The organism is Pseudomonas putida (assembly GCF_028682395.1).
GTDB classification, from domain to species: domain Bacteria; phylum Pseudomonadota; class Gammaproteobacteria; order Pseudomonadales; family Pseudomonadaceae; genus Aquipseudomonas; species Aquipseudomonas putida_AB.
The window spans coordinates 183,698-197,621 of record NZ_JANHLC010000006.1; the positions used below are offsets into that span (position 1 = coordinate 183,698).

Sequence of the window (13,924 nt, forward strand, 5' to 3'; positions counted from 1 at the left end):
AACTCCCCGCCTTCTTATTATTTGCCCAGCTCGGCGCCTGTTGGCGAAGCAGCGCGTACGCCACCCTGTCCGACCAGAATCAGGTTGCCATTGCCGGCATCGGTGACCGCCGACAGGGAAATCCGGTCCGGGCGGTTGAACACCGTGAAGGTCAGGCCGTTATCGGTACTGCGCACCACGCTGCCGCCGTTGCCGACGATCACCAGTGCCCCGTCGCTTTCCAGCGTTGCACCGGACAGGCCGAATTCCAGTGCACCGCGCACCGCCTTGAGCTCGATCGGGGTCCAGGTGCTGCCGAAATCGGTGGAGCGGAACAGGTTGCCGCGCAAGCCATAGGCCAACAGGGTATTGGCCTGGCCGGTGCCGATCACGCCGAATAGCGAGCCTTCATAAGGGCCTTCGAGGCGTTCCCAGGTCTGGCCCCAGTCGGTGGAGCGGAACATGCTGCCCTGCTCGCCGACGATAAACAGTCCGGCATCCGTGACCGCATTGATCGCGTTGAGATGGTATTGGTCGTCGTTGTGCAGGCGCTCGCTGATGTCTTCCCAGGTCTTGCCGCCGTCCAGGGTTTCCAGCAACGCGCCGTAGGCACCCACGGCAAAACCGTGGGTGGTGTCCTTGAACCAGACATCGAGCAGGGGCGCTTCGCGCTTGAGGTCTTCGAACTGCCGGGTCCAGGTCACGCCGCCATCGCTGCTGGCGAGGATCTGCGCATCATGGCCAACGGCCCAGCCATGCTGGTCGTCGACAAAGAACACGGACGTGAGCATCTGCCGGGTCGGCACCTTGGCCTGGGTCCAGGACTGGCCCTGGTCGTCGGAATAGAGGATATGCCCGCGATCGCCGACCACCACCAGGCGCTTGCCGGCATGGACCACGTCCAGCAGCAGGCTCTTGACGGCCCGGGGCGTTTCAATCGCATAGACCGTATCGGCAGCTGGCGTAGCCGCAGCCTGGACCGGTGCCGACAGGACCGCGACACCCAACAGCGAGAACGCTGTGGTCAGCAACGCGACCTTGCGCAGCGCCGGCGGGCGATAGGCCCTCACACCCATGACAGGCTCACTCATAGACCTTTCCCCCATTTATTATTGTTAGGTCACTCAGGGCCCCGTAGCGGGCATTGCCCTGGTTGCCGGATAGCGGACCGATGTCCTGAAACCTGCAATCTAGAGCCCCTTGGAAGCTGGGCTATCCTAGCCAGCTTTGGAAACGTCTGACAATCGATACGACGTTATGTTTTGTTAACCCGCAGGCGTCGGGCAGCCTCCTGAATGGTAGTGCATTCCGGCCCATGATGAAAAAAGGCCACTATCGTGGCCTTGAAAGAAATGACCGCCACCGCCCTTATCCCGCCGCAGCGAACGTGCTGCGGCAGGAAAAGCGGGGCCTGGGGGATCAGGCCAGGCTCTTGTTGACCACCTCGAACACATCGCTGGACAGCTCGCCCGAGCCGCGAATGCGCTCCAGTTCGGCCTTCATCAGCGCCTGGCGGGCGCTGTCGTATTTGCGCCAGCGGGTCAGTGGCGCCAACTGGCGCGAGGCAATCTGCGGGTTGAAGCCGTTCAACTCGATCACCAGGTCGGCCAGGAAACGGTAGCCGGAGCCATCCGCCGCATGGAAGTTGACCAGGTTCTGCCCGGCGAACGCGCCGATCAGGGCACGCACCTTGTTCGGGTTCTTCAGGGTAAAGGCCGGGTGCTGCATCAACGCCCTGACCCGCTCCAGCGCGCCCGGCAATGCACTGGCGGCCTGGACACTGAACCATTGGTCCATGACCAGCGGATTGTCCTTGAAGTGCTCGGCGAAGCTGGTCAGTGCCTGGGCTTTCTCCTCGGCAAACGGCGAATTGACCAGCACCGCCAGGGCCGTCAGGCGTTCGGTCATGTTGTCGCACGCCTCGAACTGCTCCAGCGTGGCTGCCAACACCTCAGGCTTGCCGCTCAGCATCAGGTAGGACAGCGCAATGTTCTGCAGGCTGCGCCGCGCAAAGTGCTCGGCCTCGGCCACATAGGCCGTCTGCTTCGACACGGCGCGGTTGGTCTGGTAACGCTGCCACAAAGCCTCGAACAACTGGTCGGCCAGTTGCTGGCGAGCGAAATCGCGCGCGGCATGGATGGCGTCGACATCGGCCACTTCGCTGATTTCGGTGAGGTACGCCTCGCTCGGCAGCGAGAGCATCTCGGCCACCATGGCCTGATCCAGCGTGGTATCGGCCAGTACCGTGCCCAAGGCACTGACCAGCCGTTGATCGAGCACCAGCGCCTGGCCCTGTTGATGCTGGGCAATCAACTCCTGCAACACCTGCACCGCCAGTTGCTGCCCCGCTTCCCAACGATTGAAGCCATCGCTGTCGTGCTGCATCAGGAACATCAGTTGGTCGCGATCATAGGGGAAGCTCAGCTTGACCGGCGCCGAGAAACCGCGCAGCAGCGACGGCAGCGGCTTGGCGGCAATCCCGGTAAAGGTAAAGGTCTGCTCGGCCTCGGTCACCGACAGTACGCGGCTGGTCGCCCCAGCCTGTGCTTCGCCAGCCAGTTGCAGGGCAAGCTCGCCACCCTGGCTGTCCAGCAGGCCCAGCTCGACAGGGATGACAAACGGCAGCTTCTCGACTTTGTCCGGCGTCGGCGGGCAGCTCTGGCGGAAGGTCAGGCTGTAGGTCTGCGCGGCGCTGTCGTAGGCCTCGCTCACCGCCAGGCGCGGCGTGCCGGCCTGGCTGTACCAGCGCTTGAACTGAGTCAGGTCGGCGCCAGTAGCGTCTTCCATGGCCTGGATAAAGTCATCGCAGGTGACCGCCTGGCCATCATGGCGCTCGAAATACAGGTCGCTGCCCTTACGGAAACCCTCGTTGCCCAGCAGCGTGCGGATCATGCGCACCACTTCCGAACCCTTCTCGTAGACGGTCAGGGTGTAGAAGTTGGAAATCTCGATAAAGCTTTCCGGGCGCACGGCGTGGGCCATTGGCCCGGCATCTTCGGCGAACTGATGAGTGCGCAGGTAGGCCACGTCCTCGATCCGCTTGACCGTGCGCGAGTTCATGTCGGCGGAGAACTCGGCATCGCGAAACACCGTGAACCCTTCCTTGAGCGACAGCTGGAACCAGTCGCGGCAGGTCACGCGGTTGCCCGACCAGTTATGGAAATACTCGTGGGCGACGACCGCCTCGACACGCTGGTGGGCGGCATCGGTGGCGGTTTCGGCCCGAGCCAGCACGCAGCTGGAGTTGAAGATGTTCAGGCCCTTGTTTTCCATGGCGCCCATGTTGAAGTCGTTGACCGCGACAATCATGAAGATGTCCAGGTCGTACTCGCGCCCGTAGGTCTGCTCGTCCCAGGCCATGGATTTCTTCAGGCTGTTCATGGCGTGCTGGCACTTGTCGATATTCTCCGGCTCGACATAAATGCGCAGCGCCACATTGCGATCGGACATCGTGCGGAAACTGTCCTCGACGCACCACAGGTCACCCGCCACCAGGGCGAACAGGTAGGCCGGCTTCATGAACGGGTCTTCCCAGGTCGCCCAGTGCCGTCCGCCGTCTTCCGGCCCGCTGGCCAGCGGGTTGCCGTTGGACAACAGCACCGGGTAGCGATGCTGCTCGGCGCTGACGGTGGTGGTGAAGCGGCTCATCACATCCGGACGGTCGAGGTAATAGGTGATCTTGCGAAAACCTTCGGCCTCGCACTGGGTGCAGAACATGCTGCCGGACTTGTACAGGCCTTCGAGGGCCGTGTTGGTTTCCGGGTGGATCTTCACACTGGTGTCGATCGTGAAGCTGTCCCGGGTCGGCTGCAACGTCAGGTGGCTGTCACTGAGCTGGTAGTCACCGGCGCCGAGTTCGCGGTCATCGAGCTTGACCGACAGCAGTTCCAGTTGCTGGCCATCGAGCACCAGCGGCGGCAGGCCGGCGCCACGGGCCGGGTTACGGCGCATCACCAGTTGCGCATGGACCAGGCTGTGGTCCTCGAACAACTCGAAGGTCAGGTGCGTCTCGTCGATCAGGTACTCGGGCGCCTGGTAGTCCTTCAGGTAGATCATCTGCGGTTGTTCTGTGCGCATGCTGGAGTCCTTCTACTGATGCACGGCGAGCTGGTAGGCCGTGTACTTGCGGATATTGATGACGCCGGTGTCGAAGATCAGGTACTGGCCCTTGATCCCCATCAGCGTGCCTTCGGCAATCGGGTTCTTGTCCAGGTTGAAGCTGACGATCTTGGTCGGGTACTGCTCGATCGGATAGCGGATGCCCAGCGGTTCCAGGTCATGCACCGGCTGGATCGCCTGCAGGCCGAAACGCGCCTGGAGCGCCTGCAGCCCTTCGGCGCAACTGGCAAACAGTTGCTCGCGTACCGCCGCCAGGTCCACGGCGGGGGCATCGCCCTTGAGCAGCGCGCGCCAGTTGGTCTTGTCGGCCACCTGGGAGCGGAACAGGTCTTCGACGAAGCCCGACTGCTGGCGAGTCGCCACACGCATGATCGGCAGGGCCTGGCTGGCGCCCTGGTCGAGCCAACGGGTCGGCAGTTGGGTCGCGCGGGTAATCCCGACCTTGATCCCCGACGAGTTGGCCAGGTAGACCACATGGTCGGTCATGCAGAACTGCTCGCCCCAGCTCGGCTCGCGGCAGGTGCCGGCGTCGTAATGGCAGCGCTCGGGGCTCATGATGCACAGGTCGCACTGGGCCAGCTTGGTCATGCAGGGGTAACAGTAGCCCTGGCTGAAGCTGGTCTTGGTCTTGCGCCCGCAATGGGAGCAGTGGATCGCCCCCAGGTACTCCAGGCGCAGGAAAGTGCCGATCAACGGATTGACCGGCACCTCACTGTCACCCAGACGAAACGCGTACTGGACGTCCTCGCCCTCGAGGCGAGCGGACATCTTGCTGATTGCACCGCGGCCAATCTCGATCAATGGATGGCATCCGACTTGAACAGGATATTCGGCACGGTGATCGACTTCGACGCGCATTCCTGCGGGCCCATATAGCCGGTGCGCTGGTCTTCGGGCAAGTTCTGCACTTCCCAGGCGATCATGGCCTGCAGCGACAGCTCGCGCTGTTCGGCACTGAGTTTGCGACCATCGGACCATTTGCCGATTTCCACCGCCAGCTTCAGGCTCTGGTAGATCTCGGGGGTGATGTTTTCGATCATTTCATTAAAAGAGGACATACAAGCGCTCCACGCGTTGGATGAATAAATTCAGGCGGCCAGTCTACGGCGCGCCAGCGCACCGCCCAACAGGCCCGTCAGGCATCCGATGAGTAACCCGCCCAGGTGCGCGGCATTGGCGATCTGGCCGAAGCCGATCATCGACACCAGCCCCGACATGCAGACCAGCAGCCAGACCAGCATCATCACCAGCACCCCGCGGGGCAGGCGATAGACCGGGTTCGGGGCGAGCCATTGATAGATCCAGCAATGCCCCAACAACCCGTACAGCACGCCGGACAAACCGCCAAACAGGCTCGGCCCGCTCCAGTAGTACTGGGCGTAGTTGGACACCAGGCTGAAGAGCAATGTCAGGCCAAGCAGATTGATCCCGCCCTGCAGCCGCTCGATACGCCGGCCCAGCTCCCAGTACCACATGCCGTTCATGGCGATGTGCAGGATGCCGAAGTGCAGCAGCATCGGCGTGACCAGGCGCCACCATTGCCCCGCCGCCAGGCTCTCGGCCAAGGGGCGGAACTGGATGTAGTCGCCCTGGATGCGGAAATCGAGAAAGGTCAGCCAGTGCATCGACGCCAGGTTGTCGCCCAGCAATGTCAGCGCCCCAACGATCAGGGCCGCCAACAGCACGGCGGCGGTCACCGGGCCATCGCGCAACTGCTGGGCAAACCCCGGGCGCAAGCGCGTGGTCGTGGTCTCGGGCAAGGGCAGTTGATGCTCGGGATCGCCCTCGGGGAAACGCTGGTACAACGAAAGGACATCGGCACTGATGGCCTCGGGCACCCAGAGCACCTGTTCGCCCGCCTCCTCGCTGACCCGATGCGGCACCTGCATGCGCTGCAGCAAATGGACAAAGCCGCTGAGATCGCGCTCCAGCGGCAGGCGTAGTACGGCAATTGCACTCATCGAGGCGCCTCCGGGCGTTCGACATCGACCCAGACGAACTTGCGCGGGTCGAGAAGGGTTTCCTGGTCCAGCCGATAGGCGACCAGCTTGCCGTAGAGCACGGCGCTGTAATCCAGGCAGGCCAGGTTCGGCCGAATCGGGGCCGGCCGGCCGCTACGCCAGTAATGCCCGACAAACAACAGCGGCTCGTCGATGCCATAGCGCAGCAAGGTGTTTTTCTGGCTCGAAGACAGCGGCGTACGCGCAACCCGTTCAGGCAGGGCATCGGGCTGGAAGACGATATCACCGTAGGTCTGTGGATCGTCTTCCCAGAATTTGGTACGGAAGAACGAGCGGGTCAGGCCATCGCCCCCGGTCAGCGTCAAGCCATCAGGCAGGCGCATATCGGTGCCGCGCAGCAAGCGGTCGAAGGCATTGCAGGCAAAGCTGCCCGGTACGGCCGCGGCCTGGACAAAATGCTCATCGACCCGGCCATCGCCATATTGCACCCGCAATTGGGCGATCAACTCGGCATCCCAGCAGGCGTGGACCAGGCGAAAGCGTCCGGCATCGACAAACAGGGGCAACTCGTAGAACCAACCGAGAAAGTCATGCCAGTCCCGCGGATGCTGGGCGAACTGCTGCAAGGTCTCGTCGATCAGCCGGGCATGGCGCGGCGTGTGCTCGCGCACGAACTGCTTGCCACTGCCCGGCGGCGCCGGTGTGCTCCAGCCCAGCGCGTTGAACTCATGGTTGCCCATGATGCACAACGCCTGCCCGGCCTCGACCATATCGTGGACGATATGCAGCGCCTCCCGAATCCGTGGCCCGCGGTCGATGATATCGCCCAGGAACAACGCCATGCGCGAAGGATGGCACCAGACCCCGGCATGTTTGCGGTAACCCAGCCGGTCGAGCAGGTGTTCGAGGGTGTGGGCGCAACCGTGCACGTCACCGATCAGATCGTAGCTACGCGCGGGATCGAGCATCAGTCGCCTCCAGCGCCGAGTCGGCTGCCCCAACCCAACTTGGTCCGGCAGACCTCGTAGTAGTTATGGTCCAGGGGGTGAATCAGGCGCAGTTTCTGCGGTTTCTTGCTGATCGTGACCGTATCGCCCGGCGCGCAGGTGAAATGGTTCTGCCCATCGCAGGAGACTTGCGGATAGATCTGCATATTCTTCGAGACGACGATTTTCAGCTCACTGTTGCCATCGACCACGATGGGCCGGCTGGACAAGGTATGGGGGTACATCGGCACGATGACAATGGCGTCGAGCTTGGGGTGCATGATCGGCCCCCCCGCGGACATCGCATAGGCCGTGGAGCCGGTCGGGGTCGCGACGATCAGGCCGTCGGCCTTCTGGCTGCAGACGAACTGGCCATCGATATACAGTTCGAACTCGATCATCCGGGTCGATTTGCCAGGGTGCAGCACCACATCATTGAGGGCATCGCCCTGGCCGATGGCTTCGGCATGGCGGCGCACTTCGGCCTGAAGTAAAAAACGGTTCTCGACCAGGTAATGACCGTCGAGCACCTCGGCCACCTTCACTTCCAGTTCGTCGGGGCTGATATCGGTCAGGAAGCCCAGGTTGCCACGGTTGATGCCCAGCACCGGGATATTGTGCCGTGCCAGCGCCCGGGCGGCGCCCAACAGGCTGCCGTCGCCGCCGACGACGATCACCATGTCGCAGACTTCACCGAGCATTTTGCGCGACGAGGTTTGCAAGCCGTGGCCCGGCAGGACTTCGGCGATGGTGTCTTCGAGGATCACATGCAGGTGGCGTTCGAGCAGGAAGCGCTTGAGGCGGCGGACGGTATCCAGCACCTGCGAACTGCCCAGGCGGCCAATGATGCCGATATTGCGAAATTGCTCCATGGGGCTCCTGCGGGGGTTCGGACGGGCTAAAACAGCGATTATGGGCGAAAGGCGCCGATAGACAAAATCCTTTCAGGCCGCTGCCGGGAGACTATGCTCGCAGAATGATCCTGTTCCCCGAACTACTCGACCTCCCCCGCCAACTGCGCCAGCCGCCGGTACGCGACCTGGCGTGGGTGATCCTCGCCCCGCCGATGCTCGAACGCACGCCCTGGCCCCAGCGTCACCCCCTGGCCGGCAGTGACTGGGTGGCCGCGCCGGACCGACTGGAGCGCTGGCTGCACCAACTCGACCGCGATTGCAGTGCCCTGCTCGACTGGCTGGCCCTGGGCGCCACCCGCCGCCTGGGGCTGTACTACGAACGGTTGTGGCAGTTTGCAGTGCAGCAGGCGCCGGGCATCGATTTTATCGCCGCCAACCTGCCGATCCGTCGCGCGGGGCATACCCTGGGCGAGCTCGACCTGCTGTTGCGCGACCGCGACGGCGTGCACCACCTGGAACTGGCGATTAAGCTCTATCTGGGACCGCAACAGGGCGATGGCGACGATCCTTCACAGTGGCTGGGCCCGGGGTGTCATGACCGCCTGGACCGCAAGCTGGAGCATTTGCACACCCATCAACTGCCGATTTCCGCCCGTCCGGAGAGTCGCGAGCTGCTGGCCGAGCTGGATATCCAGGCGTTCAGCGCTCACTTCTGGATGGGCGGCTACCTGTTGTACCCCTGGCCGGGCCTGGCTGCGCCGCCCCAGGGCGCGCACCCACGGCATCTGCGCGGACGCTGGCTGCACCAGCGTGACTGGCCGGCCTTTCTCGCCCAGAGCCCGGCGGGGCGCTGGCAACCCCTGCCCCGGCATGCCTGGCTGGCACCGGCGTGTTATGGCGAACAGGACACCTGGCACCCCTGGCAACTGGACGCCTGGCTGGCCGAACTCGACCCCCAGGCACCGGCGCAACTGCTGGTGCGCTTGAAACAGAACGCCCAAGGCGACTGGGAAGAAGTCGAGCGGCTGTTTCTGGTGGCCGATCTCTGGCCCAATGTACCCGGTGTTTAACCTGACGCCGCCGGAACCCGTGCGGCTACAGGCTCAGCCGCAGAGCCAGCGCGGCCAGAGTCACCAGCAGCACCGGAACGGTTAGCACGATCCCGACCCTGAAGTAGTAGCCCCAGCCGATCCGGATACTCTTGCGCTCCAGCACATGCAGCCAGAGCAGCGTCGCCAGGCTGCCAATCGGGGTGATCTTGGGCCCCAGGTCGCTGCCGATCACATTGGCGTAGATCATCGCTTCCTTCACCACCCCCGTTGCCTGGCTGGCATCGATGGACAGCGCGCCGATCAACACCGTCGGCAGGTTGTTCATCACCGACGACAACCCCGCCGTCAGCAGGCCGGTGCCCAATGCGGCGCCCCAGATCCCGCCCTGTGCAAAGCCATCGAGCCAGCCGGCCAGCTGCGCCGTCAGGCCAGCATTGCGCAGGCCATAGACCACTAGGTACATGCCCAGGGAGAAAATCACGATCTGCCAGGGCGCCTCCTTTAACACCTTGCGCGTGGAGATCCTGTGCCCCTTGGCCGCAACCCCCAACAGCAACACGGCGCAAGTCGCGGAGATGGCACTGACCGGAATCCCCAGCGGCTCCAGGGCAAAGCAGCCCGCCAGCAGGATCCCCAGCACCCACCAACCGGCAATAAACGTCGCCCGGTCATGGATCGCGCTGGCCGGATCGGCCAGTTGCTCCAGCGCATAGTCATCCGGGATGTCCCGCCGGAAATACCAGAGCAGCACGCCCAGTGTCGCGGCCACGCTGACCAGGTTGACCGGCACCATCACCGCCGCATAGCGGTTGAAACTGATGCCGAAAAAGTCGGCCGAGACGATGTTGACCAGGTTCGACACCACCAGCGGCAGGCTCGCGGTGTCCGCAATAAAGCCGGCGGCCATGACAAAGGCCAGGGTCGCAGCGGGCGAAAACCGCAAGGCCAGCAGCATGGAAATCACAATGGGCGTCAGAATCAGCGCCGCGCCGTCATTGGCGAACAAGGCCGAAACCAGTGCGCCCAGCAGCACGATAAAGGCAAACAGCCGCCGCCCACGGCCCCGTCCCCAGCGCGCTACATGCAGCGCCGACCAGGCGAAGAAGCCCGCCTCGTCGAGCAGCAGGCTGATCACGATCAGGGCGATGAAGGTGGCCGTGGCATTCCAGATGATCTGCCAGACCAGCGGGATATCGCTCAATTGCACCACGCCGGCGAGCAGCGCCAGCACCGCGCCGAGCGTGGCGCTCCAACCGACGCCCAGCCCCCGGGGTTGCCAGATCACCAGGGTGATGGTCAGCAGGAAAATGGCGACGGCTAGCAGCATGACAAAAGACCTTGAACAGGGCGTGGATCGATAGGCGTGGGCAATATACGGTTCCCCGACGCCCCGGGAAAGCCAAACCCGCCAACCACTGATCTGACTCGGGCGAAACGCTGAAAAGAGGATTAGAGTAAAAGGACTCCGTCGCACTAGAACGGGGGATTCAGACCTGATTAACCGAGGAATCGAAATGCCCTGGAAAAACACCGAGTCACGCTACAGTACGGTTTCCATTGCCCTGCACTGGTTGATGGTGGTGCTGCTGATACTGGTCTACGCGACCATCGAGTTTCGCGGCATCTTCCCCAAAGGCAGCGGCGGGCGCACCTTGATCAAGGAAGCCCACTTCATGCTCGGCCTGACCGTGTTCGTGCTGGTCTGGCTGCGCCTGTTCGCACGCTCCCTGGGGGTGGCGCCAAAGATTGTGCCAGCCCTGCCCAACTGGCAGATCCTGCTGTCCAGGCTGACGCACTGGGCCTTGTACCTGTTTATGATCGGCATGCCGATTTTCGGCTGGCTGATCGTCAGCGCCGAAGGCCATTCCGTGCTGTTCTACGGCATCGAACTGCCGCCGCTGATCGGCGAGAACAAGGAACTGGCCAAGCAGATCGAAGACTGGCACGTGCTGGGCGGCACCCTCGGCTACTGGCTGATCGGCCTGCATGCCCTGGCCGCGATCTATCACCACTACGTGCAGCGCGATAACACCCTGCTGCGCATGCTGCCCAAGCGCGGCTAGCGCGCCAGCAATGCCCGGCGGCCCTGCAGGCCGCCGGTGTGCACAAACACCAGGCGCGTCCCCGCGCCAAAGCGCCCACCCTCTACCGCCTGACGCAAGGCCAGCAGCGCCTTGGCGGTGTACAGCGGTTCCAGGGGCAGGGCGCAGGCCCGTTCCGTCTCGGCCATAAACGCTCGCAACGCGTCATCGACCCTGGCGAATCCGCCACGGCAGGCCTCGATCAGCTCGTAGTTCGCCCCGGCAAAACCGGCTTCGGCCAGTATCGCCGCCACCTGCGGTGCCACACCATGATCCGATGGCACCGCCAGCGCTCCGTAAACCCGGTGCCTCCCGCCTTCGGCCAGGACCAATCCCGCCAGTGTGGTGCCAGTCCCGCAGGCCAGCCACCAGCCATCGTGATCGCCCCAGCCCAGGGCCGCCAATTGCCCGCGCACTTGCTCCAGAAGCACCGCACACCCGCGGGCACCCGGCAGGCCACCACCGCCCTCGGGCACGCCCAGCAGCGTGGGATAGCGCGCTTGCCAGGGCGTCCAGAAACCGGCTGCGTGGCGCTCGCGGTAGCCGGCATAGCCGAGCCAATGCAAGGTCATGCCCCAGGCCAGCAGGTCGGCGACGGTGGGCGTGTCCAGCGGCTGGCCTCGTAACAGGCCGACAGTGGCAAAGCCAAAGCGCTGCCCCGCCGCCGCCAGGGCATGCAGGTGATTGGAGTGCGCCCCCCCGAGGCTGATCAGCCCCCGGGCACCGACCCGCCGAGCCTCGGCCAGGTGCTCGCTGAGCTTGAACCATTTATTGCCGCTGATCAGCGGGTCGATGCAATCCAGGCGCAGCACCGCCACTTCGACGCCGGCACGTTGCAGCCAGTCCAACTGCAAGCGTTCGAGCGGGGCCTGGGCAGACCAATCGGCGGGAGGCAACATCCAAGCGAGATCCTGAGCAAAAGCGCGCAGTCTAGCAGCGCTCGGCGCGACCGCGCGCGGGGCCGGGCCAAAGGGCTTGCCCGACCCGACCCGCAGGTTATGATCGACCCGGCAACCCACCCCAAGGCACATCATCCATGCCCCACACACCGCGACTGCTGACCGAACGCCTGATCCTGCAACCACTGGTGCTGGCCGATGCCGACGCGATCCAGCGCCTGTTCCCGCAATGGGCCGTGGTGCGCTACCTGAATGCCGCCGTACCCTGGCCCTACCCTGACGACGGTGCGCTGACCTACGTGCGCGACCTCGCCTTGCCGGCTATGGATCGCGGCCAGGAATGGCACTGGACCCTGCGCCTGCAGACCGCGCCGGAACAAGTGATCGGCAGCGTCAGCTTGATGAATGAAACGGACAACAACCGTGGCTTCTGGCTCGCACCGCCCTGGCAAGGCCGCGGCCTGGCCAGCGAGGCGAGCGCAGCGGTGACCGCCTACTGGTTCGAGGTGCTGGATCGCGACTGCCTGCGCGTGCCCAAGGCCGCGCCGAACCAGGCCTCGCGCCGGCTCAGTGAACGCAGCGGCATGCGTCTGATTCACTGTCAGGAGCAGGACTTCGTCAGCGGACGCTTACCCTGTGAAACCTGGGAAATCACCCGTGAAGAGTGGCGCGCCAGACAAACCGAGGGCAGCACACCGTCCTTCATCCGCCGTTAATGCACCCAGGGCCAGAATCACTGCACCAATCACCCGCGCACCGACCACAGCATTGCGGACAGGGTTTCGCTGCATTTCTTCGAAAAATGCCGAGGTCTGTATGATTCCAGGTCCCATTTACAAAAAAAGAACCGCACATTGATGTGCATTTGCCATGTGGTTGTTCGCCTCACCTCCCTGCCAGAGTAGAATGCGCGAAACCTGGATGAGTCTATGACCGAGCCGATCCTCAGCGAAGCCGAACACGACGCCATCACCGATGCCGCTGCGCATTGGTGCATGCGCCTGCACGCGGCGGATTGCACCCCGGCGGAACGCGAGGCATTTGCCCGCTGGCTGGCCGCGCATCCGATGCACGCCTTCGAGTACGAGGCCATCCAGGAAGTCTGGGATATCGCCGACCACCTGCCTCGCCCGCACACCGAGCACATCACGCCCGCTGCGGCGCCCGTCCTGCCAGCACGTCCACGCCGTTCGCGCCGCCGCACTTATGGGCTGGCCGCGGCTATCAGCCTGTTGGCATTGCCGCTCGTGGCCTATAGCGGCTGGAACCTGGGCTTGTTGCCCAACACCTACGAAACCTTCGAATCCGGGGCAAGCGTGCGCCACGTCACCCTTGCCGACGGCAGCACCGTCGAACTGAACCTGGGCAGCCAACTGACCTACAGCAACTACAAGGATCAGCGCCGGGTCACGTTAAGCAAGGGCGAAGCGTTTTTCGACGTCAGTCACGATGCCGAGCACCCATTCGTGGTCCGCGCCGGCGAGGGGCGAATCCGGGTGACCGGCACGCGCTTCAATGTGTGGATGTACGAAGACCAGGTCCGCGTGACCCTGCTCGAAGGTTCGGTGCTGGTCAGCAGTAACCGCAATCTGCAAACCGACGGCTTTCGCCTGGAGCCCGGCATGCAGGCCAGCTACCACTCTGGCGACTTCGAGCCACGGCTGAGCCAGAGCGCGGCCAACGACCCGAACCTGGCCTGGCGCAATGGCAAGTTGATCCTGGACAACCTGGCCCTGACCGACGCCCTGCCCTTGATCAACCGCTACCTGAAGAACCCAGTCATGCTCGCCGACCATACGACCGGCCGCATCCGTATCGGCGGCATCTACAACACCCAGGAAGTCGCCGGGCTGATCGGCTCCCTGCCCAAGGTGCTGCCGGTCTACCTGACCCGCAACCGGGACGGCAACCCGGTGCTCAACTCGATCCCTCGCGTTCCGCCCGAAAGCTGAAAGGCCGCGTACGCCTCCCGGTCGCACACGGCCTTTCTGCA

The 13,924-nt window shown here is 63.9% G+C and carries 13 protein-coding genes; 4 read left to right on the plus strand and 9 right to left on the minus strand.

The features are described 5' to 3' along the window. Nucleotides 1-17: 17 nt before the first annotated feature. The 7 genes from NPS46_RS16180 to NPS46_RS16210 all read right to left on the minus strand — a co-directional run bounded on the left by NPS46_RS16180 (nucleotide 18) and on the right by NPS46_RS16210 (nucleotide 7,917). Entirely contained in the window at nucleotides 18-1,070 is a 1,053-nt protein-coding gene (locus NPS46_RS16180; protein WP_274108807.1) for a WD40/YVTN/BNR-like repeat-containing protein, read from the minus strand. A gap of 328 nt (nucleotides 1,071-1,398) precedes the next feature. Continuing rightward, nucleotides 1,399-4,056 (minus strand): aminopeptidase N, encoded by a 2,658-nt coding sequence (gene pepN / locus NPS46_RS16185; RefSeq protein ID WP_274108810.1) that lies wholly within the window; start codon nucleotides 4,054-4,056, stop codon nucleotides 1,399-1,401. Nucleotides 4,057-4,068: 12 nt separating this feature from the next. Further along, nucleotides 4,069-4,899 carry a DUF2797 domain-containing protein gene (locus NPS46_RS16190; protein ID WP_274108811.1) on the minus strand — a complete coding sequence of 277 codons (831 nt, stop codon included), beginning with the start codon at nucleotides 4,897-4,899 and terminating at the stop codon, nucleotides 4,069-4,071. Then, entirely contained in the window at nucleotides 4,896-5,156 is a 261-nt protein-coding gene (locus tag NPS46_RS16195) for a YeaC family protein (protein ID WP_274108813.1), read from the minus strand. Before NPS46_RS16195 ends, NPS46_RS16190 begins: the two co-directional genes overlap by 4 nt. 30 nt (nucleotides 5,157-5,186) lie before the next feature. Continuing rightward, nucleotides 5,187-6,059, minus strand: coding sequence for a rhomboid family intramembrane serine protease (locus NPS46_RS16200; protein WP_274108815.1), 873 nt, complete (start codon nucleotides 6,057-6,059; stop codon nucleotides 5,187-5,189). Continuing rightward, nucleotides 6,056-7,030, minus strand: coding sequence for a metallophosphoesterase (locus tag NPS46_RS16205; RefSeq protein WP_274109060.1), 975 nt, complete (start codon nucleotides 7,028-7,030; stop codon nucleotides 6,056-6,058). Before NPS46_RS16205 ends, NPS46_RS16200 begins: the two co-directional genes overlap by 4 nt. Continuing rightward, complete coding sequence (locus NPS46_RS16210; protein ID WP_274108816.1) at nucleotides 7,027-7,917, minus strand: NAD(+) kinase; 891 nt, start codon at nucleotides 7,915-7,917, stop codon at nucleotides 7,027-7,029. The genes NPS46_RS16205 and NPS46_RS16210 overlap by 4 nt, the downstream gene beginning before the upstream one ends. Nucleotides 7,918-8,021: 104 nt before the next feature. Between NPS46_RS16210 and NPS46_RS16215 the strand changes: the two genes are divergently transcribed. Beyond that, nucleotides 8,022-8,969: a DUF1853 family protein gene (locus NPS46_RS16215; RefSeq protein ID WP_274108818.1), complete on the plus strand. Its 948-nt coding sequence runs from the start codon at nucleotides 8,022-8,024 to the stop codon at nucleotides 8,967-8,969. Nucleotides 8,970-8,994: 25 nt separating this feature from the next. Here NPS46_RS16215 and NPS46_RS16220 read toward each other — a convergent pair whose 3' ends face one another. Continuing rightward, on the minus strand, nucleotides 8,995-10,278 hold the full coding sequence (locus tag NPS46_RS16220) for an arsenic transporter (protein ID WP_274108820.1): 1,284 nt from the start codon (nucleotides 10,276-10,278) through the stop codon (nucleotides 8,995-8,997). Between the two features lie 187 nt (nucleotides 10,279-10,465). Here NPS46_RS16220 and NPS46_RS16225 point away from each other — a divergent pair, with 187 nt between their 5' ends. Continuing rightward, the gene (locus tag NPS46_RS16225; RefSeq protein WP_274108822.1) at nucleotides 10,466-11,014 is read left to right on the plus strand and encodes a cytochrome b; all 549 of its coding nucleotides are present in this window, start codon (nucleotides 10,466-10,468) and stop codon (nucleotides 11,012-11,014) included. Here the strand turns inward: NPS46_RS16225 and NPS46_RS16230 are convergent. Then, nucleotides 11,011-11,931: a 1-aminocyclopropane-1-carboxylate deaminase/D-cysteine desulfhydrase gene (locus NPS46_RS16230; RefSeq protein WP_274108824.1), complete on the minus strand. Its 921-nt coding sequence runs from the start codon at nucleotides 11,929-11,931 to the stop codon at nucleotides 11,011-11,013. The genes NPS46_RS16225 and NPS46_RS16230 overlap by 4 nt on opposite strands. 137 nt (nucleotides 11,932-12,068) lie before the next feature. Here NPS46_RS16230 and NPS46_RS16235 point away from each other — a divergent pair, with 137 nt between their 5' ends. Both NPS46_RS16235 and NPS46_RS16240 read left to right on the plus strand, forming a co-directional pair. Beyond that, a complete protein-coding gene (locus tag NPS46_RS16235) occupies nucleotides 12,069-12,647 on the plus strand; it encodes a GNAT family N-acetyltransferase (RefSeq protein WP_274108826.1) in 579 nt (192 codons plus the stop codon). Between the two features lie 213 nt (nucleotides 12,648-12,860). Then, complete coding sequence (locus NPS46_RS16240; protein ID WP_274108828.1) at nucleotides 12,861-13,883, plus strand: FecR family protein; 1,023 nt, start codon at nucleotides 12,861-12,863, stop codon at nucleotides 13,881-13,883. Nucleotides 13,884-13,924 lie beyond the last annotated feature (41 nt).

Coding starts and splice junctions, on each gene's coding strand:
- NPS46_RS16180 (WP_274108807.1), bottom strand. CDS start 1,070: ATGAGTGAGCCTGTCATGGGTGTGAGGGCCTATCGCCCGCCGGCGCTG.
- pepN (WP_274108810.1), bottom strand. CDS start 4,056: ATGCGCACAGAACAACCGCAGATGATCTACCTGAAGGACTACCAGGCG.
- NPS46_RS16195 (WP_274108813.1), bottom strand. CDS start 5,156: ATGTCCTCTTTTAATGAAATGATCGAAAACATCACCCCCGAGATCTAC.
- NPS46_RS16200 (WP_274108815.1), bottom strand. CDS start 6,059: ATGAGTGCAATTGCCGTACTACGCCTGCCGCTGGAGCGCGATCTCAGC.
- NPS46_RS16210 (WP_274108816.1), bottom strand. CDS start 7,917: ATGGAGCAATTTCGCAATATCGGCATCATTGGCCGCCTGGGCAGTTCG.
- NPS46_RS16215 (WP_274108818.1), top strand. CDS start 8,022: ATGATCCTGTTCCCCGAACTACTCGACCTCCCCCGCCAACTGCGCCAG.
- NPS46_RS16220 (WP_274108820.1), bottom strand. CDS start 10,278: ATGCTGCTAGCCGTCGCCATTTTCCTGCTGACCATCACCCTGGTGATC.
- NPS46_RS16225 (WP_274108822.1), top strand. CDS start 10,466: ATGCCCTGGAAAAACACCGAGTCACGCTACAGTACGGTTTCCATTGCC.
- NPS46_RS16230 (WP_274108824.1), bottom strand. CDS start 11,931: ATGTTGCCTCCCGCCGATTGGTCTGCCCAGGCCCCGCTCGAACGCTTG.
- NPS46_RS16235 (WP_274108826.1), top strand. CDS start 12,069: ATGCCCCACACACCGCGACTGCTGACCGAACGCCTGATCCTGCAACCA.
- NPS46_RS16240 (WP_274108828.1), top strand. CDS start 12,861: ATGACCGAGCCGATCCTCAGCGAAGCCGAACACGACGCCATCACCGAT.